The following is a 26,703-nucleotide window of genomic DNA, read 5'->3' on the forward strand; positions in this document are numbered from 1 at the left end:
ACGCATAGAAAAAACCCCCAGAAACACTGTTCCCCCTTCGAATTCTCTTCAAGCGTCAAGCATTTTGGCAAACTCTTTTTTTGATTTGAAACTTTTTATGAGTATAATGAGTCTATTATTAAAAATGTAAAAGGTGATTATTTGAATTACGAACTATTTAAAGCCATCCATGGACTATCTCATCACAATTCGATTCTCGATTCTGTTATGGTCTTCATAACGGAATATGCCATTATCGCCTATGCCCTTATCCTATTGGCAATCTGGCTGTTCGGGAACACGCAAAGCAGAAAAAATGTGCTTTATGCGGGCCTTACAGGAATTGCGGGTCTTGTGATCAACTTTTTGATTACTCAAGTTTATTTCGAACCGCGCCCGTTCGTTACGCACACAGTCCATACGCTGATTCCGCATGATGCGGATGCTTCATTTCCAAGCGACCATACTACAGGTGCGTTAGCGATTTCTATTGCGATGCTCTTCAGAAACCGCAAAATCGGCTGGCCGCTTGTCATTTTCGGGCTTTTGACTGGCTTTTCGAGAATTTGGGTAGGGCATCACTATCCCGTAGATGTATTGGGCAGCCTCGTTGTCTCCATCATTATCGGGTTCCTATTCTTTAGATTTTCAGATCTGCTTCGCCCATTCGTCGATTTGATTGTGAGAATCTATGAAGCCATCATCAGTAAACTGACGAAAAAAACAACCGATCAAAATTTCTAGAAAGACAAAAGCCGGCGTCTGAATCCAAGACTGCCGGCTTAATATTTTTCGTACATCTCATGTTTTCTCCGCTTCGCCAACATATATAAACCACAAAACAATACAATTCCAACAGTATCGATGAGCACATCCCGAATACATCCGTTCCTGCTGAAGAAGAGCTGAAGAACTTCTGTGATAAAAGCAAACGCGCATGATCCGGCTGCAGCTGTTTTTATGCTACCTCGCTGTTTCCACAGCAAATATGTCAGCACAAAGAAAGAAAACGCATGCCCGATTTTTTGAATAAGCGCTACAGGTACAGCAAGCTCAGTAAAATCCATGTCTAAAAACTGAGACAGATCAGGGTGCGGCTGAAAATGAAAAGCCACCGTTTGCGATACGACCATGCCGCTGAAGCTTTCCGTACAAACTGAGAGCAGAATAAAAAAGATCCAACCCGCGAGCAATAGACGGTTCATGACATAACCTCCTTTATAGCGAACGTGCCTATATGTAACTACATAGACGGTGAAACAAAGCAAAAAGTAACAGAAAAAAACGCCCATCACACGGATAGACGTTTTCTTCATTAAGACTGTTCAGTGTCTTCTGTTGTGCTGCTTTCTTTAGAACCAGATTTGTCAGTTGAATCATCCGTTTTCTCACCGGATTTTTCTTCTGTTCCTTTTTCAGTTGATCCATCCTTTTTCTCGGAAGATTGCTGAATGGATTCTTCTGTTTCTTCAGTGGCAGCTTTTTCTTCAGCAGCTGCTGCTTTTTCAATAGAAGAAACCGGCTTGTCCATAAAGTTCAGCGGGTTCATTGCGACTCCGTCTTTACGGATTTCAAAATGCACGTGGTTTCCGCTGTCTTCGCTGTAAAGGTTCTTGCCAGACTTTCCGATCACTTGGTTTTGTTTTACCTTGTCACCTTGCTCAACACTTGCTTCAGAAAGAGATTGATACACAGTCGATAATCCGTCGGCATGCTCAACTTCCACAACATATCCCAGCACTGGATCTTTTTCAGCTTTTACAACCGTACCGCTTAGAGAAGCAGAAACATCGAAATCTTTTCCGTCTTTCTCAGCTAAGTCAATTCCTTTGCTTAGGCTGTACGTGTTATTATAGGTAACGAGTGCTGCTTCTTTCTCTTCTTTTGCGGCATCGGTTTCATAGAACTTTTTCACAACAGAAACGTTTTCAGAATCAACAACCGGCATTGCGACATTTTCCATTGACTTTCCTACTTCAACTGCATCGTCGTTGTTGTCATATGCGGAGTTTCCGCCGTTATCAGCCAACTGATCCTTTACATCATCATTTGAAACAGATTGATACCAAAGGACAGCTGTTAAAATGACGGCCGCACTGACTAAGTAAATTGCAGGGAACACCCAGCGTTTACGAAAAAACTGCTGAAGTTTTTTGACTTGAGAAGTTTTCTTTTCTTCCTCTCTCATTGTTTATCACCTCAGCAACATTCTGAACACTTTTCTGAAAATATATACACCTATCCAAAAAACTTTTTTTAGATGTAGTTTGCGCAGACTGATACGAAAATATGTCATTTTTTTTGAGAGGAGTGCCAAAAACGTATGAACATGACATTGCGTCTTGCTGAAAATAAAGATTTGGAGGCTGTTGTTGCGATTTATAATTCAACGATTGCTTCTCGAATGGTAACAGCCGATACCGAACCGGTAACTCCTGAAGACCGGATGGAATGGTTTTTGGGCCATACAGAGACACGCCCCCTCTATGTTGCCGAGGACGAAAACGGGAACGTCGCTGCCTGGATCAGCTTTGAAACATTTTATGGAAGGCCCGCCTATAATAAAACAGCGGAGGTCAGCATATACATTGACGAAGCATGCCGCGGCAAAGGCGTTGGATCGTATTTGCTTCAGGAAGCGCTCCGCATTGCGCGGGATCTTGGAATCCGCTCACTTATGGCCTTCATTTTCGGACATAATAAACCAAGCCTGAAGCTGTTTGAAAAGCACGGGTTTACAGATTGGGGACTATTTCCCGGCATTGCCGAAATGGACGGCAAAAGATACGATTTAAAAATTTTAGGGAGAGAGCTGTCATGATGAGTCTGGATAAAGATGAAAACGAGATTGAAAATCATAATGAAGAAAATAGCCCCGCTGAGCAGGAAATTGAACCTGCAGCAAGTGAGAGCCGCCAGCTGAGCGCCTCTGCTGTCAAGTCGCTATCAGACATTGCCAAGTGGGGCAAAATTTCAGGTGTTTTGCTGATCATTATGGGGTCGCTTGTCACTCTGTCTACTTTGATGACAGTGATCGGTGCCATTCCAGGCGTACTGCTCATTATTTCGGGCGTCTTTCTGATGCGTTCAGCAAAAGCAGCCGCGGAAGCCGACGGAAATCTTTCCGGCACCGCGGGTGAAAGCATGCTTGAGAATTATGGAACGTTTATTAAAATGCAGCTGTTTTACGCAGCATCCAGCATCTTAACAGGCCTGATCGGGATTATTTTGGTTATTTTCATGCTGGTGGTTATCGGCATTGCCGCTTTTGAAAACACCAATACGTATGAGGATCCAGATTCTTATTATTATGAGGATGATCCAGTGTTTGAGTAAAAGCATTGAAATTTTGTCTACAGTACCGGGCATGGGTTCCAGATAAAACGGAACCATGCCTTTTTTTATTGTCTATTTTTCACACTTCACTTCAATTTGATGATATTTTCCAAACAAAGCAGGCAGGTGCAAACACCAAGTTCTTAAGGAAGCATACAATCTAATAAAACGACTTGGTCTTTTTTTGTAAACAGCTTTGTCAAGTGACACCTGCCAGATCACTGCAGGATTGTCCCAATAAAAAATAAAGGAGCGGGGCATTTGGAAAGTAACAGCATTTCGGAAGAAGTAAAAGTCATTGCTGAAATTGCAAACGCTCATCAAGGAAAAGAGGAGAACCTCAAAACACTCATCAAGGCTGCTGCAGAAAGCGGAGCAGATGGTGTGAAATTTCAGTGGTTCAAGTATGACTGTATTGCAACACCGTGTTTTTTTGCTTATGAGTCTTATATCGAGCTGTTTTTGAATGAAGATGTATGGAAAAGTTGTGTCGCTTATGGAAAAAGACTTGGATTAGAAATTTGGGTAGATATTTTCGATTCATGGGGGGCAGAGCTCTTTTTGCACCTACAGCATGACATTGATGGCATAAAGCTTCCAACAACCATCCTTCAATCCACAGAGATCATGAAAACGATAGGTATGACCGAAAAGCCTGTACTCATTGGAGTTGGGGGTTGGTACGAAGATGAGATCGATCAGATGGTGTCGCTTGTAAAACAACATATGAAAAATCAGCTCATTCTCATGCATGGATTTCAAGGGTATCCGACAAAATTAGAGGATATTAATCTAAAACGAGTTCAACACCTAAAAAATAGATACAATGTTCAAATTGGATTTGCGGATCACATTGACGCAGATCATCCGCTTGCGGTCGACCTTCCTGTCTATGCATATTTCTCAGGGGCAGCTGTTATTGAAAAACATATTACCCTAAATCGGGCAGCTAAAGGGTTTGATTATTACTCTTCACTTGAGCCAAACGAATTCAAAGTGATGACGGATAAGCTCCAGCAGGCCCAAAATGCAGCTGGTTCAACTGAAGTAAATGAATCCGAAAGAAAGTATTTGCATGATTCATCATTACGTGTGACAGCCAACCGTGATATAAAAAAAGGAGAAATCATTACACTGGGCAAAACGAGTTACAAAAGATGCGGAAATAAGAATGCATTAATGCCTTTACAAGCCGAGGACTCTTTTCCTCAAGTAGCAACTGCTGATTTATCGTTAAACCAGCCAATTACATCAAACGAAATAAAAAGTCCAAGAATTGCGATTGCAGTGATATGCCGGCTAAAATCGACTCGTTTGCCGAAAAAAGCGCTACTCCCTATTTACGAAATCCCCTCTGTTGAGCGCTGTTTAATCAATTGCCTGGCTGTCCCTGGTGTTCATGAAGTTGTGTTGGCAACGTCAAATCTTCCTGAAGACGACCCGCTTGAAGGTTTCACTCTAAACGGTAAGGTCAGAATCGTGAGAGGCGCCCCCGAAAATGTTGCAGAAAGAATGCTTGAAGCCGCAGCTTTAACAAAAGCCGATATTATTATCCGTGTGACAGGTGATTGCCCAGCAGTTTCACCTGAAGTACTTCAATATTTAATTGACCGGCACTTGCAAAAAGGAGCAGATTATACTCAGGAGCTTTCAAGTTCAGCAGGAATTTCCGGTAATATCATTACTGTTGAAGCCCTTCAGCGGCTTGTACAGCAGCCAAAACCGTTAACCCATACAGAATATCTTTCTTTTTATTTTTTAAACAACCCTTCCCTATTCTCCATCAATCAAGTCAGCCTGCCAGAAGCACTCCATTATCCATCATGGCGTTTAACACTGGATGAACCTAAAGACTTAGAGCTGTTTGAACAAATATATCAAAACCTGAATGTCAAAAACGAACCGCTCTATTTCAGCCGGATAAGAGATTATTTATCAGAAAACCAACACATTACAAAAATAAATCAAGATGTGTCAACCAAGTGGATCGATCAGACATCTCTAGTGGAGGAAATCAACAAAGCAACACGGTTGCCAGCGGAGAACAAGTAATATCTCGCCAAAATAAACGGTGCATGAGTTCGGAATCATACCGAATCCGTGCATTTTTATTTTGACTGTTCATATCCCGATTGTCTCCTAAAAAAACACCCGATTGCCAGGCAAATCCCAACATTCCGGGTGCAGTTCTTATTTAATACATTTTCTTGCGTCTGTCTTCCTCAGTCAAAAATTCCACAAAACTTCGCATCGCAAACGGCTCTTCCTTAATCTGTCGCGTGTAGGAGTCTTTCCTCTCTTCTGAAAGGATTTCGCTCTTTTTGATCCTGTTCAGCATATAAATGTGAACCGTTTTTTGGATTTGTTTATGCTGATAGCCTGCTTCTTTGAAAAATGCCAGCCCCAGCGCCGCCAAAAGGGCAAATATGCCTGCGCTGATCAAGGACTCCCTATCAGCTGAAGCGTGAAATAGAAAAGCAGCTAAATTAAAGAGAGAGAATGCAGCAAGCGGAATAGCAAGAAAACGGTAAATGACGGTTTTTTTCATGAAAGGCTGTACGGCCTTTTGAATTTTTTGCATTTCTGTTTTAATGAACCCCGGCATTTGTTCAACTCTGTAAAAGTTCATGTAATCCTCCCCCTTTATTTGATGTTGCAAGGCTTCACGAACGTTATCATATGTGTTTATTTTAACGCAGGTGCAGTCAGGTTTTAAAGAAATCTGCCCGTATTTTTCACGAAGAATCTGGATCGCCGCTCTTTATTCTTTTAAAATGTGAGTGTTATAATTTGTAATGGGAATCAGATCGCTGTTAATCATGGAATACTAATGGCAATCTTCTTGATAAATATGAATGAGCGGGGTTACAAAGTGAGTATTTCTTCCATCCTTTTATCACTTTTTTTCATTTTAAATATTCTTTTGGCCATCATTGTCATTTTCAAAGAACGGCGCGATGCCAGCGCATCTTGGGCGTGGCTGCTTGTTCTTTTCTTTATTCCCGTTTTAGGCTTTATTTTATACTTATTATTCGGCCATAATCTCAGGCGTAAGCATTTGTTTCAATGGGAAGACCGGAAAAAGATTGGAATTGAAAAGCTGCTGAAGCATCAGCTTGAAGATTTAGAAAACAAGCAATTCCGGTTCAACAATCGGGCGACCTTTGATAACAAAGATTTAATTTATATGCTTATCATGAATAACCATGCTGTGTTTACAGAGGATAATTCAGTTGACGTGATTACAGACGGACGGGATAAGTTTCAGCGGCTGCTGAATGACATTGCGAAGGCTAAGGATCATATCCACTTACAATATTATATTTATAAAGGTGATGAATTAGGCAAAAAATTACGGGACGCTCTCATCCAAAAAGCGAAAGAAGGTGTTCAGGTCAGGGTGCTTTATGATGAACTCGGGTCCAGAACGCTGAGAAAAAAGTTTTTTAAAGAGCTCCGCGAGGCCGGCGGGCATGTGGAGGTCTTTTTCCCTTCAAAGCTCAGGCCGATTAACTTGCGGCTGAATTATCGGAACCATCGAAAGCTTGTCATCATAGACGGTATGACCGGTTATGTGGGAGGATTTAACGTTGGAGATGAGTATCTCGGGCTTAATCCGAAATTCGGTTATTGGCGTGATACGCATATCCGGCTGCAGGGAACGGCCGTGCACGCCATCCAGACCCGTTTCATCCTTGACTGGAATCAAGCTTCCCATCACCATACGCTGACATATATTCCGAATCACTTTCCTGATTACGGCCCAAAAGGCAACGTCGGGATGCAGATTGTCACGAGCGGACCAGATTCCGAATGGGAACAAATTAAAAATGGATACATTAAAATGATTTCGAATGCCAAGCGTTCCATTTTGATTCAAACGCCTTATTTTATCCCGGACGCAAGCCTGCTGGATGCTTTGAGGATCGCATGCCTATCGGGCGTTGACGTCAACATTATGATCCCGAACAAGCCTGATCATGCCTTTGTATACTGGGCGACACTTTCGTACATCGGAGATCTGCTGAAAGCCGGGGCCACTGTCTATATTTACGATAATGGCTTTATTCACGCGAAAACCATCGTGGTTGATGACGAAATTGCATCAGTCGGCACAGCGAACATCGATGTCCGAAGCTTCAGGCTGAATTTTGAGGTTAATGCATTTATTTACGATATCACCATTGCGAAAAAACTGGTTTCTACATTTAAAGAAGATTTGCTCGTATCCAGAAAATACACCTATGAGGAATACCTGCAGCGCTCCTTGTGGATTCGAATTAAAGAATCCGTCTCGCGCCTGTTATCGCCGATTTTATAAGATGTGCCAAAACCCCAGCCTTTACGGCCGGGGTTTTTCCTGTTGGTCACAGTAAATGATGATCGCCTCACGCAAAAAAGCGGCAAAGCCTTCACCATATTGATTGATTGAATCAGTAAATCGTTCGTCAGTGATGTACACTTCCCCAAGTCCTCTGAAAATGTCGAGTGTGCAATCGTAATGATATTGGCAAATATGATCACGAAACGCCCCCACAGCAGCCTGAACCTCTGCATCATCGGGGCCGTGTATCATTCGTGCCGCAATTTGTCTGTAAATCGAATCAAATTCAGCCATGATCGCGCGCCAATCGTCCGCTGAGTATGCAGATGTCCTTTTCTCTGTTTCTTCTGCAATTTCCCTTCCATACAGCTTTCTGACTTCATCAGCGTATGTCTGCTGGTGCTCTTCAATGTCTTTCATGCTTAACCCGGCAAATAAATCCCGCTTATCCATATGTTCCCCTCCCTCAATAGATTGAAGCGTCCTGTCAACCGTTTGAATCATCTCTTCCATTCTTTGTTTTTTCTTCATCAACATATCCTTTTGCGACTGAAGTGCCGCTTTCCGGTCAAAATTCGGATGATCCAGCATCTCTCTAATATCATCCAGACGAAACCCAATTTCCCTAAAAAATAAAATCTGCTGGAGTCTTTCCAGATCTGCATCACTGTACAAACGATACCCTGCGTCAGTAAGCGCTGAAGGTTTCAGAAGCTGAATATCATCATAGTGATGAAGCGTCCGAATGCTGACACCAGCTATGTGCGCCACTTGTTTGACTTGGTATTTCATAAATAACACCTCCTCTTCTTCTATCGTAAACAATCACGCTGCGTCAGGGTCAATCCCAAAATGTTATTTTTTATATACAAAACTTCTCACAAATAGTGTATAAAAGAAAAGTGAGTATTTTTTTGTAAAGGGGAGCCAGTGTACATGAATCCTGAAACCATGAACAAAACCCTCATTAGCATTTCGAAATGGGGAAAAGCAACAGGCATTTTATTTATTATTATGGGCGCAATTACCGCGCTTTCAGGCGCGTTCTTTTTTCTAATCGGTGCCGTGCCGGGCGTACTGCAAATTATTTCCGGAATCTTTTTGATGCGTTCCGCTAAAGAAGCAGGGCAAATGGCTGAACACCATAGCGGACAGTCTGAGGACTTAATGCTGGAGAATTACGCGAAGTTTGTAAAGATGCAAGGGATTTATTTAATCGTAAGCATTGCTGTATCCATTCTTGCGATTATCGCCTTCTTCGTCTTCTTAATGCTTGGAATTGCTGACGGCCTTTTCAGCGATTATGATACGTACAACACTTATTAATGAGAAAAACCCGGAGGAAGCTCCGGGTTTTTTATTATTCCGCTTCGCTTACCACTGTGAAGCGTTCATTTTTGTGTGCAGGTTGTTCAAGCTCATCCAATACGGCAATGGCATAATCTGCATAGCTGATATAGCTGTCGCCTTTTGCATTTACGATGACATTGTCTTTTCCTTTTTGGTAAGAACCCGTCCGTTTTCCTGCCGGATCAAAAAATGCCGCAGGGCTGAGGAACGTCCAGGAAATGGAGTCTGTCTGCTGCAAATCTTTCAGGTTCTCCCCTTGATTTGATGCAGTCGGCAAATATTCTTTCGGGAATTCCGGTGTATCCATTAAACGGGTTGTTTTGGCTTCATCAACAAACAGGCTTCCTGCTCCGCCGACGACAAGCAATCTTGTGTTTTTCGCATTCTTTAAGATGCTGATTAGCGCTCTGCCTGCCTCAACATGAAGATGTTCCTGGCCAGGCGCTGCTCCAAACGCGTTTACAACCGCATCGAAAGGCATAATGTCTTCTGCAGTCAGTTCAAACACATCTTTCTCCAAAATCGCTATATCCTGTTCCTGCACTTTTGAAGCGTTTCGGACGATGGCAGTCACTTCATGGCCTCTTGTTTTCGCTTCTTTCAAAATCTCGTTTCCTGCTTTTCCGCTTGCGCCGATAATTCCAATTTTCATTTTTGATTTCCTCCTTATTTGTAACAATATTAGTTACATGTCGGCGGTGAGAAGTCATCCCTTTTGATTAAAAGAGATGATTCATAACATCTTTTAATGACTTGCTTGCCAGTTCATTTTCCATCGCTTTTTGCACACTTTCAAATGTTTCATCCAGTGCGTTCTGAATTTTTCTCCCTACCGGACATTTCGGATTCGGATTTTCATGAACTGCAAAAAGTTCTTCTTGCTTTTGGACAGCCCGATATACATCTAACAGAGTAATATCAGCCGGATCTTTTTTGAGGCTTGCGCCCGGCACCCCGGCGCGTGATGTGAGAATATCCGCTTTTTTCAGCAGGCTGATCATTCTTCGCACGACTACCGGATTCGTGTTGACGCTGTCAGCAATGATTTCTGAAGATGTTTTTTCATCCATCGAAATGAGAGATAAAATATGAATGGCAACAGCAAGACGGCTGTTAATCATGTTTTTCACCACCGTTGTAACTATAATAGTTACATTTAATTCGTTTGTCAACATCTAATATACACTAAATGCGGGGTTCTTGTGCACCGTTTTTAGTCAATAGAACGGCCGGATATACTCCGGCCGCGTCTTGTCAGAATAAGAAATATCTTTGTCCAAGTGGAACATAATCGACAGGCTGGCAAGACAATTCCTCTCCGTCAGCGAAGACTTGATAAGTTTTTGGATCAACCTCGATCTTCGGCAAAGCTGAGTTCAATTTCATATCCAGCTTGCTCAGCTTTCTGATATTTTTGACAGGAGAAATTCTTTTTTCCAACCCTAAACTTTCCGCCACACCCCGCTCAATGCTTGCCTGAGACATAAATGTAATGGATGTTGAGCGATTGGCTTTTCCGTAAGACGCATACATTTGGCGCATAAACACCGGTTCAGGAGTCGGGATGGACGCGTTCGGATCCCCCATTTGCGCACGTGCAATCATGCCGCCCTTTAAGACCAGTTCCGGTTTTACGCCGAAGAATACCGGGTCCCACAAAACGAGATCTGCGAGCTTTCCTTTTTCCACCGATCCGACTTCATGGCTGAGCCCGTGAGTAATCGCAGGATTAATTGTATATTTGGCAACGTAGCGTTTTGCACGCACATTGTCGTTTCCGTTTTCTCCGGCAAGAGTGCCGCGCTGCTTTTTCATTTTATCGGCTACCTGCCATGTTCGGATGATCACTTCACCAACACGCCCCATCGCTTGGGAATCCGATGATGTCATGCTGATCGCACCGATATCATGGAGAATGTCCTCTGCCGCAATGGTGGCTGCCCTGATTCTGGAATGGCTGAACGCCACATCTTCAGGCACTTTCGCATCTAAATGGTGGCAGACCATCATCATGTCAAGATGCTCATCCATCGTATTAACGGTATAAGGAATGGTTGGCGTTGTGGATGACGGCAGAATGTTTGCGTAAGAGGCGAGCTTCATAATATCCGGGGCGTGGCCGCCGCCTGCTCCTTCAATGTGATAGGTATGAATGACCCGGTCCCCGATCGCATCGAGCGTGTTTTCCAAAAAGCCCGCTTCGTTAATCGTATCGGTATGGATGGCGACTTGAATATCCGCCTCATCCACAACTTCCATACACGTTTTGATGGCGCTTGGCGTCGTGCCCCAGTCTTCATGAAGCTTAAGGCCGATGGCGCCTGCTTCCACCTGTTCAATCAGCGGCGCTTTATCGGATGCATTCCCTTTTCCTAAGAAGCCGACATTAATCGGAAACTCCTCGGCCGCTTCCAGCATCCTTGCCATATACCACGCGCCGGACGTACATGTTGTCGCTTTGCTTCCTGTAGCAGGTCCTGTTCCGCCTCCCAAAAGGGTCGTCACACCTGAAGAAAGCGCAACTTCCATCTGCTGAGGACAAATAAAATGAATGTGAGTGTCCACTCCTCCGGCTGTTAAAATTTTGCCTTCACCGGAAATCACCTCTGTACCCGCGCCGATGACCATATGCGGATCGACTCCGTCCATGATATCAGGGTTTCCGCTTTTTCCGACGCCAACAATCCGGCCGTCTTTCACACCGACATCCGCTTTGACAATGCCTGTGTAATCCAATAGGACGACGTTTGTGATGACCAAATCCAAAGCGCCGTCTTTGGCTGTAATTCTGCCGTTTTGGCCCATGCCGTCGCGGATCGTTTTTCCGCCGCCAAAGATCATTTCTTCACCATATACAGTGAAATCCTTTTCGACTTCGATCCATAAATTCGTATCGCCCAATCTGATTTTATCGCCCGTTGTCGGGCCAAACAGCTCCGCATATTCCTCCCGTGACATTTTCATCGGATTACACCCTCCATCCAGCCGGCTTGTTTTAAGTTGGCTAACGTTTTTTCTTTGCCGCGTTCATCGATAAACGTGTCGGCCATTCCGTTCAGGCCTCTAATTGTCTTTCGTCCGCCGATTTCCACAAGCGTGACTGTTTTCTGCTCGGCTGGCTCAAAACGTACCGACGTGCCTGATGGAACATCAAGGCGCATGCCGATCGCCTGCTCACGGTCAAATGATAATGCCCCGTTGGCTTCCGCAAAATGAAAATGCGAGCCGACTTGAATGGAGCGTGATCCGGTGTTTTTTACCGCTACCTCCCGTGTCTCACGGCCTTCATTAATCGTAATCGTTCCCTCAGCAATTTGGAATGCTCCCGGCTTCATGACTTCACCTCCGCAGAAATTGGCTGATGTACCGTAACAAGCTTCACTCCATCAGGAAATGTGGCCTCCACCTGAATGCTGTCTAGCATCTCAGGAACACCCTCCATCACATCTTTTTCTGTTAACACATGGCGGCCGGCTTCCATCAGCTCTGCTACTCCCTTTCCGTCACGTGCGCCTTCCATGATAAAGCAGGTGATATAAGCGGCAGCCTCAGGGTAGTTGAGCAGAACGCCCCGCGCCTTTCGCTGTTTGGCTAATTCCCCCGCTGCAAAAATGAGCAATTTCTCTTGTTCAACCGGTGTCAGTTTCATCTGTAGTCCTCCTTCTTTTGTCGTATAAAGCGGATGCGGTTACTGCGAATTTGCGGAACATGCAGGCGGGACATCACCTCCCTTTCTTCAAGTACCGGGTCATACGGTAAGATGCCTTTCAAAGCGGCGTGCCGTTTCTTCATCGGCCTTTCCATGGTCGACAACCGTTCCCCTGTCGATCACATAAAGGTAGTCAGCACATGTTAACGCGTTTTCTAGACTGTGCTCGACTAAAACAACGGAAATGTCTTTTTTTCTGGAAATTTCTACGATAACTTGTCTGATTAGTTCGATAATTAACGGCTGAATTCCTTCCATTGGTTCATCAAGTAAAATAATTTTTGGATTTCCCATCAGCGCTCTGGCAATTGCAAGCTGCTGCTGCTGGCCTCCGCTTAAATCGCCGCCTTTGCGGTCAAGCATCTCTTGCAAAACGGGAAACCACTGAAGAATCTCTTCCTTGATCTGCCCCGTTCGTTCCTTCTTCGGAAGCGGCTCTTCCCCAAGCAGCAGGTTGTCACGAACGGTTAAGGAGGAAAAGATGTCTCTTCCCTGCGGAACGTACGCAATTCCCGTTCTTGCCCGTGTTTCCGCCTTTTCGTTTTGAACAAACGTTTGATTAAAACAAATATCTCCCTGTTTTGCCGGGAGCAGGCCTGTGATTGTTTTCAACAAGGTGGATTTGCCGACTCCGTTTCGGCCTAATACAGCGACAATCTGCCCCGAGCGAACCTCCATGCTGAGGCTGTGCAAAACCATCGATTGATTGTAACCGGACGTTACATTCCTGACGGCAATCATGACACACCGCTCCTTCCTAAATACACCGCTTCCACCTCTTCATTGCTCGTGATGTCATCCATCGACCCTTCACAGAGCACTTTGCCTTCATGCATGACCGTGACTTTCCTGGAAAACGAGCGCACAAAATCCATATCGTGCTCGACAATCAGAACAGAGCACGATTTTGCAATTTCTTCAAGCAGGGCTCCGGTTTTTTCCCGCTCCTTCCCCGTCATGCCGGCAATCGGCTCATCCAGCAGCAAAAGCTTTGGCTCCATGGCTAGCTGCATCCCGATTTCAAGCCATTGCTTCTGTCCGTGTGACAGGCTGCCTGCTGTTAGGGCCTGTTTGTCATCTAACCCAATCAGCCGCAGGATGTCTATGATCCTGTCACTTTGCTCTTTTGTCATACGAGCTGTCAGCAATGAACGGATCGTTTTTTTCTGTTTCATGGCAAGCTCAAGATTTTCAAACACAGTCAGCTGCGTAAAAACACTTGGGGCCTGAAACTTTCTGGCGACCCCCAGTTTGGCGATCTGATATTCCCGGGCCTTTGTCAATTCATTTGTTTCCTGAAACAGCACTTCACCCGAATGCGGCTTCGTTTTTCCGCAAATGATGTCCAGCAAAGTCGTTTTTCCGGCGCCGTTCGGCCCAATTAAAAAATGGATATCGCGTTCCTGCACATTGATATCAGCACCCTGCAAAGCCCAAAACCCATCAAACTCAACCTTCACATCACGGCAGGTAAGTATCGGTTTCATAAGCAGCCGCTCCTTTCTTTTTTGAGGAAGAAAGCTGGGTTCTCACCTTCTCGAACAGCCCGACAATCCCTTTTGGCATATAGAGCACAACGATGATAAACAGCGCGCCGAGGAAGTACAGCCAAATGTCAGGGTAATATTCACTCAAATAGCTTTTCATGCCGTTGGTTAACAGCGCGCCAAGCACCGCCCCGAAAATGGAGTGCCTGCCGCCGATCGCGACCCACAGCACCATTTCCACCGAAGGGATGATGCCCATCATTTCCGGCGAGATCATCCCATCCTGAAGCACAAACAGCATCCCGGCAATCCCCGCCATCGCAGCGGATACACAGTAAATAAACACTTTAAAAACAGTGGAATGATACCCGAAAAAACGAACCCTGTTTTCTCCGTCACGCACCGCCTGCAGTAGCCGCCCAAAACGGCTTCTCGTCAGAAACAAAGCCAACACGACAGAAACACCGAGGAAAAAGACAGTCGTAAAATACAAAATCTGCTTCATTGCAGGATCGGCCAGAGCATATTGAAAAATGGTATAGAAATTCGTGAGGCCATTCGTGCCGCCGGTGATTTCCTGGCTGCCGATGAACAATGTGACCACAACCACCACAACAGCCTGAGAGATCAACGAAAAATAAACACCCTTTATGTTGTTGCGAAAGGTAAAGTAACCGAGTAAAAAGGCCAAAAAAACAGGTACAATAACAGCTGCGGCAATCGCACTAAAAGGATACCTGAATATTGCCCAGATCCACGGCAGTTCACTGACGCCGGTCCACTCCATAAAATCAGGAATGCCTGACGGTGAGGCTTCTATTTTTAAGTACATGGCCATGCAGTAAGCGCCCAATCCGAAATAGACGCCATGCCCCAAACTCAAAATGCCTGTATATCCCCAAATCAGGCAAATGCCGACCGCTACAATCGCGAAGCATAAAAACTTCGCCAACAGCCCCAATCGAAACTCCTGCAGAAAGAACGGAGCGGAGATAAAAAGGGCAAGCATCACAAGATACGGACTGAATTGTGAAAACCGCTTCATCCGGTTCCCTCCTAATCAAGTAATCTCGTTCTGACACTCGCAAGACCTGAAGGCCGCCATTGCAGAAAGAGAATAATAAATGCAAACACGACTACCTTAGCAATCGTAGCGCTTGTGGAATACTCAACGAATGTGCTCAGCAAACCGACCGTCACCGCGCCGATAATGGTGCCTTTTAATTTTCCGATTCCGCCTAATATGACGATCATGAAGGCATCGACAAGGTATGACGAACCGAGAGTAGGCCCGATCGAACCAAGCAATGTGAGTGAGCTCCCCGCAATACCGGCCAGTCCGCTTCCGAGCGCGAAAGCCAATGTATCTGTTTTTCTCACAGATACGCCGAGACACGATGCCATGCTCCGGTTCAGCGTAACAGCCTGCATTCGCCGCCCCGCAGAGGTTTTAAACAAATACAATCCGAGCAGCGCCAGCGTAAAAAGAACGAGTGCCAAAATAAACAGCCTTTTATACGGAAAGGTAACGGAAAACAGCGTTACTCCTCCCGTCAGCCACTCAGGAGACTTGACGGCCACATTCGGCGCGCCAAAAATCGATCTGGCTGCCTGCTGCAGTATCAAGCTAACTCCCCACGTCGCCAAAAGGCTGTCGAGCGGACGGTCATATAATCGCCTGACAATCACCGTTTCAATAACAATCCCAATAAGCGCAGCAACCACAAATGCCATGATAATAGCGATTAAAAAATAGTAAGAAAACAGAGAAGCCGGCAAATAGCTTAAAAACAGCTGCTGAACGACATATGTCGTGTAGGCTCCTGCCATAATCAGCTCACCGTGCGCCATATTAATAATGTTCATCAAACCGAATGTAACGGCCAATCCAATCGCAATAAGAATCAAAATAGAACCGAGACTGATCCCGTTAAATAATTGAGTTACGACGACAGACATGCTCCGCCTCCTCCCCCCCAAACGGCTTTGATTTATTTAGATAACCCCTTTGCCCAGTCGTACGTTTTTAAATACGGATCAGGTTTTACCGGATCACCTGAGTTCCATACTTCTTTAAACTGTCCACTCCCCGTGATTTGCCCAATTCTGACCGTTTTGTAAAGATGCTGTGTACCTCCGTCGATTTTCACTGTGCCGCCCGGGGCTTTAAATGCAATCCCGTCAGCTGCTTTCTTCACCTTATCGACATCAAAGGACTTGGCTTTTTCAACAGCTGCCGCCCAGAGATAGACCGCATTATAGCCAGCTTCAATCGGATCGCTCGTCACCCGGCTATCGCCGTTCATTTTTTTATAGTTCTTCACGAATGTTTGATTTTCGTTCGTATTGGTTGTCTGGAAGTAATTCCACACCGCATAATGTCCTTTTAGCACATCAGGGCCGATCCCCCGAATTTCTTCCTCAGCGACACTTGCCGACATGACAGGCATATCATCAGCCGATATCCCCGCGTCTTTCAGCTGTTTGAAAAACGCCACATTGCTGTCACCGTTTAACGTATTAAAAATGACATCGGGCTGTTTTTCTTTGATTTTGCTGACGAGTGTACTGTAATTCGTGTGCCCGAGCGGCGTATACTCTTCACCGGCAATTTCTCCCCCGGCCGCCTTCACTTGCGCGTTAATGATTTTGTTGGCTGTTCTCGGGAACACATAATCTGATCCGATCAGAAAGAAGATTTTCCCTTTATTCTTCAGCAGCCAATCGACAGCCGGCACAATTTGCTGATTCGTCGTTGCTCCGGTATAAAAAATATGAGGTGATGACTCCATTCCTTCGTACTGCACCGGATAAAACAGCAGCCCGTTGTTTTGCTCCACAACCGGAAGCATGGCTTTGCGGCTTGCAGATGTCCATCCGCCAAAAACAGCAGCCGCTTTGTCTTGCTGAAGCAGTTTTCTCATTTTTTCGGCATATGTAGGCCAGTCTGAAGCGCCGTCTTCCACGACGGGTTCAAGCTTTTTGCCGAGAACTCCGCCTTTTTGGTTGATTTCTTGAATCGCCATTAACTCTGCATCATGGACGGACACTTCGCTGATGGCCATTGTCCCGCTTAGTGAGTGAAGAATCCCGACCTTCACTGAATCCCCGCTTGTGTCGATATCAACTGTTTTTTTCGCACTCCCGCTGGCTTCTGACACTTTCTTCGGCGCAGCACATCCCGTCATCAACACCATGATCAGAAACAACAGAAAAATAGCCTGTATTACAACCCCTTTGTTTTTCATTCAGAACCTCCATTTCCCTGATTTAACCATATGATGTTATAAAAGTTAACAACTCATGTCATTATTATATAGAAGAGGGTCATAAATTCAAAGAATATTTCAAAAATTTAGATACCTTAACCAAATCGATTACTTTTTTTGTTATATTTAATCACATCCAAAATAGCGCACAAAAAAAGGCAAGAACCATATCGTTTCCTGCCTTTTCTGTATGATTAATCTTTATTTGTGAATGTATCCTTTGCTTTCCCGATATCCTTTTGGATCTCGCCTTTTGCCTTGTCTTTTTTGCCTTCAGCCTGCATGTCCGCTTTATCGGTCATATCTCCGACTTTATCCTTTGCTTCTCCTTTGGCTTTATTTAAGCCGCCTTTCATTTTATCTTTTACACCATCGTTACCCATGTTGATTCTCTCCCTTCATTTATGTGTGTACTTGTTACCTTCCCTTTCTGTGAGACGGTAAACATTTGAATGTTATTTATCGATTTCGTAGCGCTCCCCGTAGCGGAGCACCTTGTAAATCGCCAGCCCATCTGATGACTTTTTCTCTGAATATCGAACCGGCAGAAGGGCGAAAAACACATAATACGTAGAAAAATAGACAAACTGATAGAAAAACACATTCGGTTTTAATACACTGTGTATAATCAGCAAATTGACCGTAAAAATCGTTATCAGGTTAAACAGGCTGCCCCCGGCATACACGAGTGCATGTGAGAACCGATTGTCGGTTTTCAGCTCACCAAACCTGCAAAAAGAATCTATGAAATAGATCGCTCTAATCCGTATCGGCCCAATTTTGAACAGCGTTTTGCCCATCCCAATATCCAACGATCCTTTTCCGCCAAAAATAAGTGCCATGAAGCTGTGCCCTGAAACATGTATGATCTGTACAAGCGGCAGAACAATGAGGAAAGACCATAGAAACTTCACCATATCATTGAAACCGAACATCGAATTCCCCCTCACGCCTGTCATTGACCCGTCTGAACCCGGCTATTTAGAATTTGATCAAAAGCATATATAGCGATTTTTCCTGTTCTGTCCGAAAATAAACGTTCTAGTGCTCACCTTTTTTTGTATATAAAAAACCATCCGGCAGCAGATGGTTTCGTCTTACACTTGATATAAACAGTCGCTTCTTTGGATCATCTCTCTCATATTGACCGCTTTTTCATAAAAATACACCGCTTCTTTGTAGTGTTCGCGATGACTGAAATAGGAGGCAGCATCCAAAGCGAATTCTTCAATATATACGTAAAGGGCTTTTTCTTCCATATAGTCAAATACTTCTTGAATCATATCCAAATTAACAGATTCCACATATAGGCCCTGCAGAAATTTGTATTTTGCCAGACTGAAGTAGTCGTTTCGTTTTTGGGCGATGGCAATTCCTTTTTCATAGTATCGCATCGCAGCTTGGACATCTTGCTTTTTGAAAAGAACGCGAGTCAGGCTAAAGAGCGCTTTTGGGAGCTGTTCCAGCTGATGCTCTTCAAAGACAGGAAGCGCTTTTTCAAAGTATTCCGCGGCTTTATCCAGCTCTCCTTTGTCATCATAGCAATTCCCGATGTTATAAAGGGCTGATCCAGTCAAACGGGGCTGTCCTTCCAATAAAGCCAGACGATACGCGTCATCCAAATGTTCAAGCGCTTTTTCATAATGTCTGTAGTCAATGTAGTTTCCTGATATGACGAAATGGCATTGAATTCTTCTGACTCTGTAAAAGTCGTTAGCCTTGTATGTCTCAAGCGCCTGTACGGCGTGGTTCATGGAAAAGTGCGTCTGCTTCATAATATAAAAGACTTCCGCCACTTTAAAGTGAAATTCCGCTCTTTCAATTTCATCTTCTACAAACGCGAGCATCTTCTCAGCTTTCCGATAAAAGGATATAGCCGAGATGTAATTGTTCTGTTCAAATTCGTACATTCCTCTGAACAAGTGAAAATAATACTCAGATAATCCCGAGATGCTGTCCTGATTGCTTTCCAGCGTTTTGATCAATTCACGATATTGAAGCTGAGATTCCTCGTGCAGGTCGGGCTTTACATAATCCAGCATAATTTGGTGCCGATAACTGATCAGCTGATAATACAGGAGAAGCAGCTGATCCTCTTCCATCTGTTCTATGTCTTGATCAATCTCTTCTTTCAGCTTAACGGCATCAGCCACTTGAAATGCTAAAATGTGCTTATACCACTTATTGATTTTCACTCCTACTTGAGATGACGGGATCTCGTACGCGGCCATGCCCCTCCAACCCTTTCTATTTTCTAATTGGTTATATTTTATCATAATGTATGGCTTTGGAATTAAAATTTTCTCACAATGATTCCTTCTTTATGCCTATCCTTATATATTTCGGTTTTTGTATGTATTTTTTGCACATATGCTTTTCATCAAAAAAAAGCCTACCGGACAGTGCCGATAAGCTTTTTATTACATATTAACCGCCGATATAAGACATTTCTACTTTCTTTTTGCCTGATGCTTTTGATAGCGTACGATCGACCGAATACTGATCGATCCGATTTTTCCATACGGTGCCGATCATCTCTGACAGTTCGTCATCGCTTAATTCCTGGCGAACCGGCCCTCTGAGATCAAATCCGCTAGAAGCGAATAAGCAGGTGAACAGCTCCCCTCTCGCAGAGAGACGAGCCCTGTTGCACGATCCGCAGAACGCATCAGATACAGATGATATAACGCCGATTTCTCCAGATCCGTCCAAGTAGCGGTACCTGGAAGCCACTTCACCTTTATAATTCGGCGCTAACGGTTCAACCGGCATGTGTTCATTGATCAAACCAATGATTTCCGCCTTTGTCATGACGTCCTTTTTTTCCCATTGATTAGTGTTGCCCACGTCCATAAATTCGATAAATCTCAGGATATGCCCTTTTTCTTTAAAATAACGGGCCATAGGCAGTATATCTTTTTCATTGACACCCTTTTGGACAACCATGTTGATTTTAACACCGAGCCCCGCTTGCTTCGCCGCTTCAATGCCTTCCAGCACCTTGCTGACAGAAACCCCGCGTCCGTTTATCTTTTTAAAACGCTCATCCTCTAGGGAATCAAGGCTGATCGTGACCCGTTTCAGCCCGGCTTCCTTGAGCCTCTCCGCATAAACAGGCAGCAGTGATCCGTTTGTCGTCATCGCAATATCACGGACACCCGGAATGCGGGCGAGTTTTTTGATTAATTCCGGCATATCCTTTCTCATGAGAGGCTCTCCGCCGGTTAAGCGGATTTTTTCAACGCCGAACCTTGTGACAAACAGCGTCGCAAGCCGTTCCAGCTCCTCAAACGAAAGCAGCTCCTCTTTCTTTAAAAAAGGATAATCCGGGCCGAATAATTCGGCGGGCATACAGTACGTGCATCGGAAGTTGCAGCGGTCTGTAACAGAAATGCGAAGGTCTCTCAGCGGCCTGTTCCTCTTATCCAACATCTGACGCGATTCTGTAATCATAGCTACAGCCCCTTCCTATCCCCCGATTCTCTCAGGGTGTGTATATACATTAAATGATCCGTTTCTGACAAACCCGATCGCTGTGATATTTAATTCTTCCGCCATTTGAATCGCAAGCTCCGTCGGGGCCGATTTGGAAATGACTATCGACACGCCGATTTTTGCCGCTTTCAACAGGACTTCTGATGAGATTCTGCCGCTGAACACAATCAGTTTGTCGCGGACGGACATCCCGTTTAGAAGGCAGTGTCCGTATAATTTATCAAGTGCATTATGCCGGCCAATATCTGTGCGCATCAACAGCAGCTTCTCTGTGTCGCAAAGCGCCGCATTATGAACGCCTCCCGTGTCCTGAAACGTTCCGCTCCCTTGTTGCATGTCTCTCATAAGCGCCAGACACGCTTCAGGCGATATCTTGATTTGGCTGACAGCCGTTTTGGCGGTTTTAACATCCTGCTGAAAATAAAAATGGCGGCCCTTTCCACAGCATGAGCCGATCACCCGTTTCGTATAATCCTTTTGATCCAATGTCTCAGGATGAACGAGGTCGACATAAACAAAACCGAGACTTTCATCTATTGTAAACCTTTTAATCTCTATTTGAAATCGTATAACACCCTCTGATGCGAGAAATCCGATGACAAGCTCTTTGATATGCTCCGGCGTACAAACGAGCGTCACAAATTCACTTCCGTTAAGTATTACTGTCAAAGGGTATTCCGTCACCATCCGGTCTTTTATTTTGCTTATTTCCCCTTGTTCATAGCGCCATACATCCCTGACCGCAGTTACTTTATCGTTCAATGTCTCTTCCCCTCCGCAATGTTCCTGCCTTTATATTTTTTCACACTCCTCGGATTTTGTCGAATTCTGAGACATAAAAAAGAGCCCTTATAAAAGGGCTCTATGTTTGATTATGCTGATTCTTTTTCAGGATCGTAAACAGCACGATAGCTGCGATCAATGTGAGCATGCTGACAAAAAAGAAGGCTGCCAGTTTTAGAAAAACACCGAGCAATATGAATGCCACGGCGGCAATAAGAAAAATCATTCCTAATAATCTCATATGTTCAACCCCTTTTAAGGATATCATTCCCGCCCCAACTGTTTTTAAACCAATTAAAAAAGGCGCCTGGGGGAGCGCCTAACTGGTTGGTTTTTTTACTCAGCAAACTTTTGTGCTTCTTTTTCCCAAGCCTGTTCGAACTCATCCGCACTGTTCGCTGAAATATATTCTCCGCCTCCAGCAACAGCCGCTTGTTTCATCTCTTCATTACCTTTGATATCAAAGTTGAAGCCAATGATGTTTACAATGGTATCCACATTCGATTCACGAAGCTTTTCAATTTCCGCTGCAGGGTCTCCGCCGCATGTTTCTTCACCGTCAGTGATTAAATACACCACGTTTTTCCCGTCAGCGTCAAATGCTTCAAATTCTTTTCTTGTATCTGAAAGTGCTTTGGCAATCGGTGTCCAGCCAGTCGGCTTGATCTGACTCAATGAATTGTCAAACAGCGATCCTTCATATGGATGAAGGCCGTAAATGGTTTCCGTCGTGCTGCATGAAAGAGCTTTGCCGGACAATTTGTTGTTTCCAGCATGTCCGAAAACGCGAAGCATGAGATTTGTATCCTTCGGAAGCAGCTCGGCAAAAGACTTTACTGATTTTTTGGCAATGTCTATTTTGCGCTCTCCCCCTGTTTTTTGAATCATACTTCCGCTTCCATCAAACAACACAGCTACATTTGTGTCATGTTTCTCAGCGGCAAAAGACGGGGAGGCTAAGGAGACAGTCAGCAATCCAATGATACCGGCAGCCAGCAATTTTTTCATGTTTATCTTCCTTTCTTTATCATATTTTCCAACTATAGTTGGATTCTTCTTTATGCTAGAATATGATAATGCAAAAAGATATAGGGCAAGCTGCCTTTTGTGCCGCTTTTGCTTTCTGTTCAAAATCGCTTGAAATACCGATGATATTTAGCCTTTTTCGCCCAGAAAGCATATACAGAGTGTGACATCATTCATTCTTTTTTCGCCTTGATCTTCACAGAAAAACGGAAATCTGCTACTATGCTACAGGCTGGCACCTGATTACTTTTGAACTTTATGTTACATACAAAAAAGAGGCTGATCACTATCAGCCTCTTTTTTCTTATTTAGATAACATCAATGATTGCTGAGTGAAGATTTTCTCAACATCTTTTTGAGTATAAGCAGGAAAGTATTCACCGCCGCCAACTTTCGCAATTGCGTTCAGCTGGCCTTTGTATCCCTCTTTATAATCAAAACCGATCACATTAACAGTGATATTGTCTTTGTGCAGTTCTTTTGCTGTTTTAATTGGATTTCCTCCGCACGTTTCCTCACCGTCTGTTAACAGATACACCACTTTTTCCCCTTTAGTATCAAGCTGGTCAAAAGAAGATTTCGCCTCGTTCAGCGCTTTGGCAATTGGCGTCCAGCCAGTCGGCCCAATTGCATTGAGAGAATTGAGAAAGCTTTGCTCGTTAAAGCTTTGGAAACCGTATACGTTGCGGATGGATTCACAAGATTGAACCTTTCCGGAATTTTTATTGTTTCCTTCTGAACCAAACACACTCATTTTCACCTGAGTTCCTTCCGGCAGTGAGCTAGCAAACTTAGAAATTTCTTTTTTAGCTGAATTAAATTTAGATACACCGTCTATTCTTTTCGCCATACTTCCGCTGGCATCAAGCAAGACTGCCACGTTTGCCGGAGCTTCAGCTTCCGATTCTTTCTTTTCAGCCGCAAAAGCAGGTGAAGTTAATCCAAATAGCAAGCCTGTCATCATGATCAGTGAAAATCTTTTCTTCATGTTCGTACCCCTTTACAAATTTGTTTCTGCGTGCAGATGTTCAACGCTGAACATAACTAATCGTAATCGACAAAAACAGAGAAATAAATAGGGCGGGCTTCCCCATTGCTGTTGTTTACTTTTGCATAGAAATCTTTGTTTTTATTAGTGATTTCCGCCTAACATTATTATGAAAAAAGAAGATTGTCGGCCTTTCGGCTTTCGTTATATGAGTCTGTCGAAGTCTGTCGATACATGTGGATTACTTTACCACAATCTCAAAGCCATAAATCAGGAAAAAGGGCCTTGTCGCTCTAAAGACTGTCAGGAGCTTCTCTAAACAGTTTTAACCGCCCTTAGATAAAAGACATTCAGGAACTCAAAAAGACGCTCAGTGAGCGTCTTTTTTTACTTCTTCGCCATATATTTATTCAAAAACGAATCTGCGTTTGAAATTTGTGTGCCTTGGTAATAGTACTTCACAATTTGATTAACCGTTTTACCTTCTTTCGCCATAAAATTCGCACCATATTGGCTCATCCCGACACCATGGCCAAATCCTTTCGTCGTGACTGTAATCGTATCTCCGTTTCGCTCCCATTCAAAATCGGCTGAATTGAGGCCAAGCTTTTCACGTATGTCCCTGCCTTTGAGCGTCTTGCCGTTAATAACGGCTGTTGCGACCTGATGGCCCGGTGTCTCTCCGGTAATTTTCCCGACAGTGCCAGACCCATCCAGCTTGACGCCAAGCTTTTGCTCAAATTCTGAGGCTGTAAAGGTTTTCGTTGCCTTATATTTCGGAGACTTTTTATCCCATGAGCTTTTGACGCTTTTTAAATATGGGATGGCACTTGTCCAATAGGCTTCTGCGTTTTCTGTGTAGCCGTTGCTTGTGGAGAAAAAAGAGGCTTCAATTGGCTGGTTGTTGTACGTTAGGATTTTGCCTTGCGTGCTGGTTACCGCATCTGTGATTTTCTTTAAATCTCGCTCATAGCTTGCGCCCCACTGTTTTTTGAGCTCCGCTTTGCTTTTATACACCTGGAACATCTGTGTATCATCCACCAGCGAGCCTTTAGGAGCCTCTACTGCTGAATTTGAGACCATCAGTCTGACAATAAACGTTCTGGCGGCGAGAGCCTGGGCTTTCAGCGCTTCAGATTCAAAGGTTGCCGGCATTTCGGAGGCGACCACTCCAATGACATACTCTTCTAGCGGAATGTCTTCTACGGATTGATTTGCGGTTCGATAGACGGGAATAGAAACAGGTGATGCTTTCAACGTTTCCGCTCCTTTGGATGCTGGTTTCGTGCTGACTGCTGTCTTTCCTGATTCTACGCTGGCCCCCGCTTCTTTATTATGCTGGAACGGTATGACCAAGAGTGTGGGAATCAAGATAATCAATGCACATAGTACGGATAGTGTAATTACGAATTGTTTCATATTCAGCTGCCTCCTGCTCGGGATTCGACTCTAGTCTAGTCTATGGGCAGGGACAAGCTAATATGACTCTCGTTTTGGACAGAAACTTTATTTGTCATTTACGTATTCTTTTTTGCTATTTTGCGCATAATGATGATAATACACGAAAAATAAAAAACCAGTATGCCAGAGTGACATACTGATTTTTTAGGTAAGTTTATGCGTTTAAGTCAGAAACAACTTCTTTGTTCTCTTGCTCAGAAGCAGACTCATCATTTACACGTTCGATGTCTGCGCCAATAACTGCAAGCTTCTTATGGAAATCAACGTAACCGCGGTCTAAGTGCTTCAGTTCAGTAACACGTGTATGACCTTCAGCCACTAACCCCGCAAGAATCAGCGCTGCACCTGCACGCAAGTCAGTCGCTGCAACTTCAGCTCCCTGAAGCTGTACAGGGCCATTAATGATGACAGAACGTCCTTCAATCTTGATATCGCCATTCATACGGCGGAATTCTTCCGCATGCATAAAACGGTTTTCAAAAACAGTTTCTGTAATCATGCTTGTGCCGCTTGCACGAAGCAGAAGCGCCATCATTTGTGACTGCATATCAGTCGGGAAGCCCGGGTGAGGCATTGTTTTAATGTCGATCGGTTTGAGTTCTTTCGGGCCAATGACACGCAGGCCTTCACCTTCATCCTTAATCGTTACACCCATCTCTTCCATTTTGGCAATTAAAGAAGTGAGGTGTTCAGGAACCGCTCCTTTAACTAATACGTTTCCTTCAGTGATTGCAGCTGCAACCATAAATGTGCCCGCTTCAATCCGGTCAGGAATAATATGATGTTTTACGCCGTGAAGCTTTTCGACTCCTTCAATTTTGATGGTGCCGGTGCCCGCTCCGCGGATTTTTCCGCCCATGCCGTTGATATAGTTTGCTAAATCAACGATTTCAGGTTCTTTCGCCACGTTCTCCAGCGTTGTTGTTCCTTCAGCTAGAGCGGCTGCCATAATCAGGTTCTCTGTAGCTCCTACACTTGGGAAGTCCAGATAGATTTTTGCGCCTTGTAGACGGCCTTTTACTTCAGCTTCGATGAAGCCATTGCCGACTTTGATTTCTGCGCCCATTGCTTCAAAACCTTTTAAATGCTGATCGATCGGTCTGGAACCAATTGCGCATCCGCCTGGAAGCGCAACTCTTGCATGACCTGTACGCGCAAGAAGCGGCCCCATGACAAGCACGGACGCACGCATTTTACGTACATATTCAAAAGGTGCTTCAGTTTGCAAAGCGTATGAAGCATTTACAGTCACTTCATTATTCTCAAAATGCACATCTGCTCCTAAATGACGCAACACTTCGTTAATTGTATATACATCGGAGAGCGTAGGTACATCACAAATTACGCTTTTTTCTTCACTTGCTAATAAAGATGCAGCGATAACAGGTAAAACGGCATTTTTAGCGCCTTCAACTTTGACTGTGCCGTTTAACTTTTGACCGCCGCGGACGATGATTTTTTCCAAGGTATTCCCCTCCGCGTCCCTAAATTCTCTA

30 protein-coding genes are annotated in these 26,703 nt (G+C 44.3%); 6 read left to right on the plus strand and 24 right to left on the minus strand.

Annotation, left to right across the window (positions count from 1 at the left end):
• The first annotated feature begins 141 nt into the window (after nt 1-141).
• Nucleotides 142-723 carry an undecaprenyl-diphosphatase gene (locus M0696_RS18545; protein WP_222142190.1) on the plus strand — a complete coding sequence of 194 codons (582 nt, stop codon included), beginning with the start codon at nt 142-144 and terminating at the stop codon, nt 721-723.
• A 38-nt stretch (nt 724-761) separates the two neighbouring features.
• Here M0696_RS18545 and M0696_RS18550 read toward each other — a convergent pair whose 3' ends face one another.
• The gene (locus M0696_RS18550) at nt 762-1,184 is read right to left on the minus strand and encodes a VanZ family protein (RefSeq protein WP_222142191.1); all 423 of its coding nucleotides are present in this window, start codon (nt 1,182-1,184) and stop codon (nt 762-764) included.
• Nucleotides 1,185-1,294: 110 nt separating this feature from the next.
• Nucleotides 1,295-2,167: a stage II sporulation protein SpoIIQ gene (gene spoIIQ, locus M0696_RS18555; protein WP_166847364.1), complete on the minus strand. Its 873-nt coding sequence runs from the start codon at nt 2,165-2,167 to the stop codon at nt 1,295-1,297.
• Nucleotides 2,168-2,308: 141 nt separating this feature from the next.
• On the opposite strand from spoIIQ, the gene M0696_RS18560 reads away from it, so the two are divergent.
• The 3 genes from M0696_RS18560 (at nt 2,309) to M0696_RS18570 (ending at nt 5,367) form a co-directional block, all read left to right on the plus strand.
• A complete protein-coding gene (locus tag M0696_RS18560) occupies nt 2,309-2,800 on the plus strand; it encodes a GNAT family N-acetyltransferase (protein ID WP_222142461.1) in 492 nt (163 codons plus the stop codon).
• A complete protein-coding gene (locus tag M0696_RS18565; RefSeq protein ID WP_166847345.1) occupies nt 2,797-3,315 on the plus strand; it encodes a DUF5362 family protein in 519 nt (172 codons plus the stop codon). Before M0696_RS18560 ends, M0696_RS18565 begins: the two co-directional genes overlap by 4 nt.
• A gap of 261 nt (nt 3,316-3,576) precedes the next feature.
• On the plus strand, nt 3,577-5,367 hold the full coding sequence (locus tag M0696_RS18570) for an N-acetylneuraminate synthase family protein (RefSeq protein WP_248602264.1): 1,791 nt from the start codon (nt 3,577-3,579) through the stop codon (nt 5,365-5,367).
• A 142-nt stretch (nt 5,368-5,509) separates the two neighbouring features.
• On the opposite strand, the gene M0696_RS18575 is transcribed toward M0696_RS18570, so the two are convergent.
• Nucleotides 5,510-5,944: a DUF5392 family protein gene (locus tag M0696_RS18575; protein WP_014115472.1), complete on the minus strand. Its 435-nt coding sequence runs from the start codon at nt 5,942-5,944 to the stop codon at nt 5,510-5,512.
• Between the two features lie 243 nt (nt 5,945-6,187).
• On the opposite strand from M0696_RS18575, the gene cls reads away from it, so the two are divergent.
• Complete coding sequence (gene cls, locus M0696_RS18580) at nt 6,188-7,636, plus strand: cardiolipin synthase (RefSeq protein ID WP_166847340.1); 1,449 nt, start codon at nt 6,188-6,190, stop codon at nt 7,634-7,636.
• Nucleotides 7,637-7,657: 21 nt separating this feature from the next.
• Here cls and M0696_RS18585 read toward each other — a convergent pair whose 3' ends face one another.
• A complete protein-coding gene (locus M0696_RS18585) occupies nt 7,658-8,431 on the minus strand; it encodes a MerR family transcriptional regulator (RefSeq protein WP_222142193.1) in 774 nt (257 codons plus the stop codon).
• 144 nt (nt 8,432-8,575) lie between these two features.
• Between M0696_RS18585 and M0696_RS18590 the strand changes: the two genes are divergently transcribed.
• The gene (locus M0696_RS18590; protein ID WP_014115475.1) at nt 8,576-8,965 is read left to right on the plus strand and encodes a DUF5362 family protein; all 390 of its coding nucleotides are present in this window, start codon (nt 8,576-8,578) and stop codon (nt 8,963-8,965) included.
• Between the two features lie 34 nt (nt 8,966-8,999).
• Here the strand turns inward: M0696_RS18590 and M0696_RS18595 are convergent, their stop codons facing one another.
• The 20 genes from M0696_RS18595 to murA all read right to left on the minus strand — a co-directional run bounded on the left by M0696_RS18595 (nt 9,000) and on the right by murA (nt 26,672).
• Nucleotides 9,000-9,641, minus strand: coding sequence for an NAD(P)-dependent oxidoreductase (locus M0696_RS18595; RefSeq protein ID WP_248602265.1), 642 nt, complete (start codon nt 9,639-9,641; stop codon nt 9,000-9,002).
• A 67-nt stretch (nt 9,642-9,708) separates the two neighbouring features.
• Entirely contained in the window at nt 9,709-10,110 is a 402-nt protein-coding gene (locus M0696_RS18600; protein WP_166847328.1) for an Rrf2 family transcriptional regulator, read from the minus strand.
• A gap of 133 nt (nt 10,111-10,243) precedes the next feature.
• A complete protein-coding gene (gene ureC, locus M0696_RS18605; RefSeq protein WP_222142195.1) occupies nt 10,244-11,953 on the minus strand; it encodes an urease subunit alpha in 1,710 nt (569 codons plus the stop codon).
• Nucleotides 11,950-12,324 carry an urease subunit beta gene (gene ureB / locus M0696_RS18610; RefSeq protein WP_248602266.1) on the minus strand — a complete coding sequence of 125 codons (375 nt, stop codon included), beginning with the start codon at nt 12,322-12,324 and terminating at the stop codon, nt 11,950-11,952. The genes ureC and ureB overlap by 4 nt, the downstream gene beginning before the upstream one ends.
• On the minus strand, nt 12,321-12,638 hold the full coding sequence (gene ureA, locus M0696_RS18615) for an urease subunit gamma (protein WP_003227724.1): 318 nt from the start codon (nt 12,636-12,638) through the stop codon (nt 12,321-12,323). Before ureA ends, ureB begins: the two co-directional genes overlap by 4 nt.
• 99 nt (nt 12,639-12,737) lie before the next feature.
• Entirely contained in the window at nt 12,738-13,439 is a 702-nt protein-coding gene (gene urtE / locus M0696_RS18620; RefSeq protein ID WP_248602267.1) for an urea ABC transporter ATP-binding subunit UrtE, read from the minus strand.
• On the minus strand, nt 13,436-14,185 hold the full coding sequence (urtD, locus tag M0696_RS18625) for an urea ABC transporter ATP-binding protein UrtD (protein ID WP_166847313.1): 750 nt from the start codon (nt 14,183-14,185) through the stop codon (nt 13,436-13,438). The genes urtE and urtD overlap by 4 nt, the downstream gene beginning before the upstream one ends.
• Nucleotides 14,160-15,230 (minus strand): urea ABC transporter permease subunit UrtC, encoded by a 1,071-nt coding sequence (urtC, locus tag M0696_RS18630; RefSeq protein WP_166847310.1) that lies wholly within the window; start codon nt 15,228-15,230, stop codon nt 14,160-14,162. The genes urtD and urtC overlap by 26 nt, the downstream gene beginning before the upstream one ends.
• An 11-nt stretch (nt 15,231-15,241) precedes the next feature.
• A complete protein-coding gene (gene urtB / locus M0696_RS18635) occupies nt 15,242-16,144 on the minus strand; it encodes an urea ABC transporter permease subunit UrtB (protein ID WP_166847307.1) in 903 nt (300 codons plus the stop codon).
• A gap of 32 nt (nt 16,145-16,176) precedes the next feature.
• Nucleotides 16,177-17,433 (minus strand): urea ABC transporter substrate-binding protein, encoded by a 1,257-nt coding sequence (gene urtA / locus M0696_RS18640; protein WP_166847304.1) that lies wholly within the window; start codon nt 17,431-17,433, stop codon nt 16,177-16,179.
• A 215-nt stretch (nt 17,434-17,648) separates the two neighbouring features.
• Complete coding sequence (csbD, locus tag M0696_RS18645) at nt 17,649-17,837, minus strand: stress response protein CsbD (protein ID WP_166847301.1); 189 nt, start codon at nt 17,835-17,837, stop codon at nt 17,649-17,651.
• Between the two features lie 72 nt (nt 17,838-17,909).
• Nucleotides 17,910-18,389 carry a hypothetical protein gene (locus M0696_RS18650; protein WP_166847298.1) on the minus strand — a complete coding sequence of 160 codons (480 nt, stop codon included), beginning with the start codon at nt 18,387-18,389 and terminating at the stop codon, nt 17,910-17,912.
• Nucleotides 18,390-18,551: 162 nt separating this feature from the next.
• A complete protein-coding gene (rapB, locus tag M0696_RS18655; RefSeq protein WP_222142198.1) occupies nt 18,552-19,685 on the minus strand; it encodes a response regulator aspartate phosphatase RapB in 1,134 nt (377 codons plus the stop codon).
• A 196-nt stretch (nt 19,686-19,881) separates the two neighbouring features.
• Nucleotides 19,882-20,907 (minus strand): GTP 3',8-cyclase MoaA, encoded by a 1,026-nt coding sequence (gene moaA, locus M0696_RS18660; protein WP_248602268.1) that lies wholly within the window; start codon nt 20,905-20,907, stop codon nt 19,882-19,884.
• A gap of 15 nt (nt 20,908-20,922) precedes the next feature.
• Nucleotides 20,923-21,711 carry a formate dehydrogenase accessory sulfurtransferase FdhD gene (fdhD, locus tag M0696_RS18665; protein ID WP_248602269.1) on the minus strand — a complete coding sequence of 263 codons (789 nt, stop codon included), beginning with the start codon at nt 21,709-21,711 and terminating at the stop codon, nt 20,923-20,925.
• A gap of 100 nt (nt 21,712-21,811) precedes the next feature.
• On the minus strand, nt 21,812-21,973 hold the full coding sequence (locus tag M0696_RS18670) for a hypothetical protein (RefSeq protein ID WP_019259723.1): 162 nt from the start codon (nt 21,971-21,973) through the stop codon (nt 21,812-21,814).
• Nucleotides 21,974-22,068: 95 nt separating this feature from the next.
• Nucleotides 22,069-22,740: a vWA domain-containing protein gene (locus M0696_RS18675; RefSeq protein WP_166847287.1), complete on the minus strand. Its 672-nt coding sequence runs from the start codon at nt 22,738-22,740 to the stop codon at nt 22,069-22,071.
• A gap of 322 nt (nt 22,741-23,062) precedes the next feature.
• Entirely contained in the window at nt 23,063-23,746 is a 684-nt protein-coding gene (locus M0696_RS18680) for a vWA domain-containing protein (protein WP_060399704.1), read from the minus strand.
• Between the two features lie 387 nt (nt 23,747-24,133).
• Nucleotides 24,134-25,165 (minus strand): stage II sporulation protein D, encoded by a 1,032-nt coding sequence (gene spoIID / locus M0696_RS18685; RefSeq protein ID WP_248602270.1) that lies wholly within the window; start codon nt 25,163-25,165, stop codon nt 24,134-24,136.
• 196 nt (nt 25,166-25,361) lie between these two features.
• Nucleotides 25,362-26,672: a UDP-N-acetylglucosamine 1-carboxyvinyltransferase gene (gene murA, locus M0696_RS18690; RefSeq protein ID WP_248602271.1), complete on the minus strand. Its 1,311-nt coding sequence runs from the start codon at nt 26,670-26,672 to the stop codon at nt 25,362-25,364.
• Nucleotides 26,673-26,703: the final 31 nt, after the last annotated feature.

It is taken from the genome of Bacillus rugosus (genome assembly GCF_023238245.1).
Lineage (GTDB): Bacteria > Bacillota > Bacilli > Bacillales > Bacillaceae > Bacillus > Bacillus rugosus.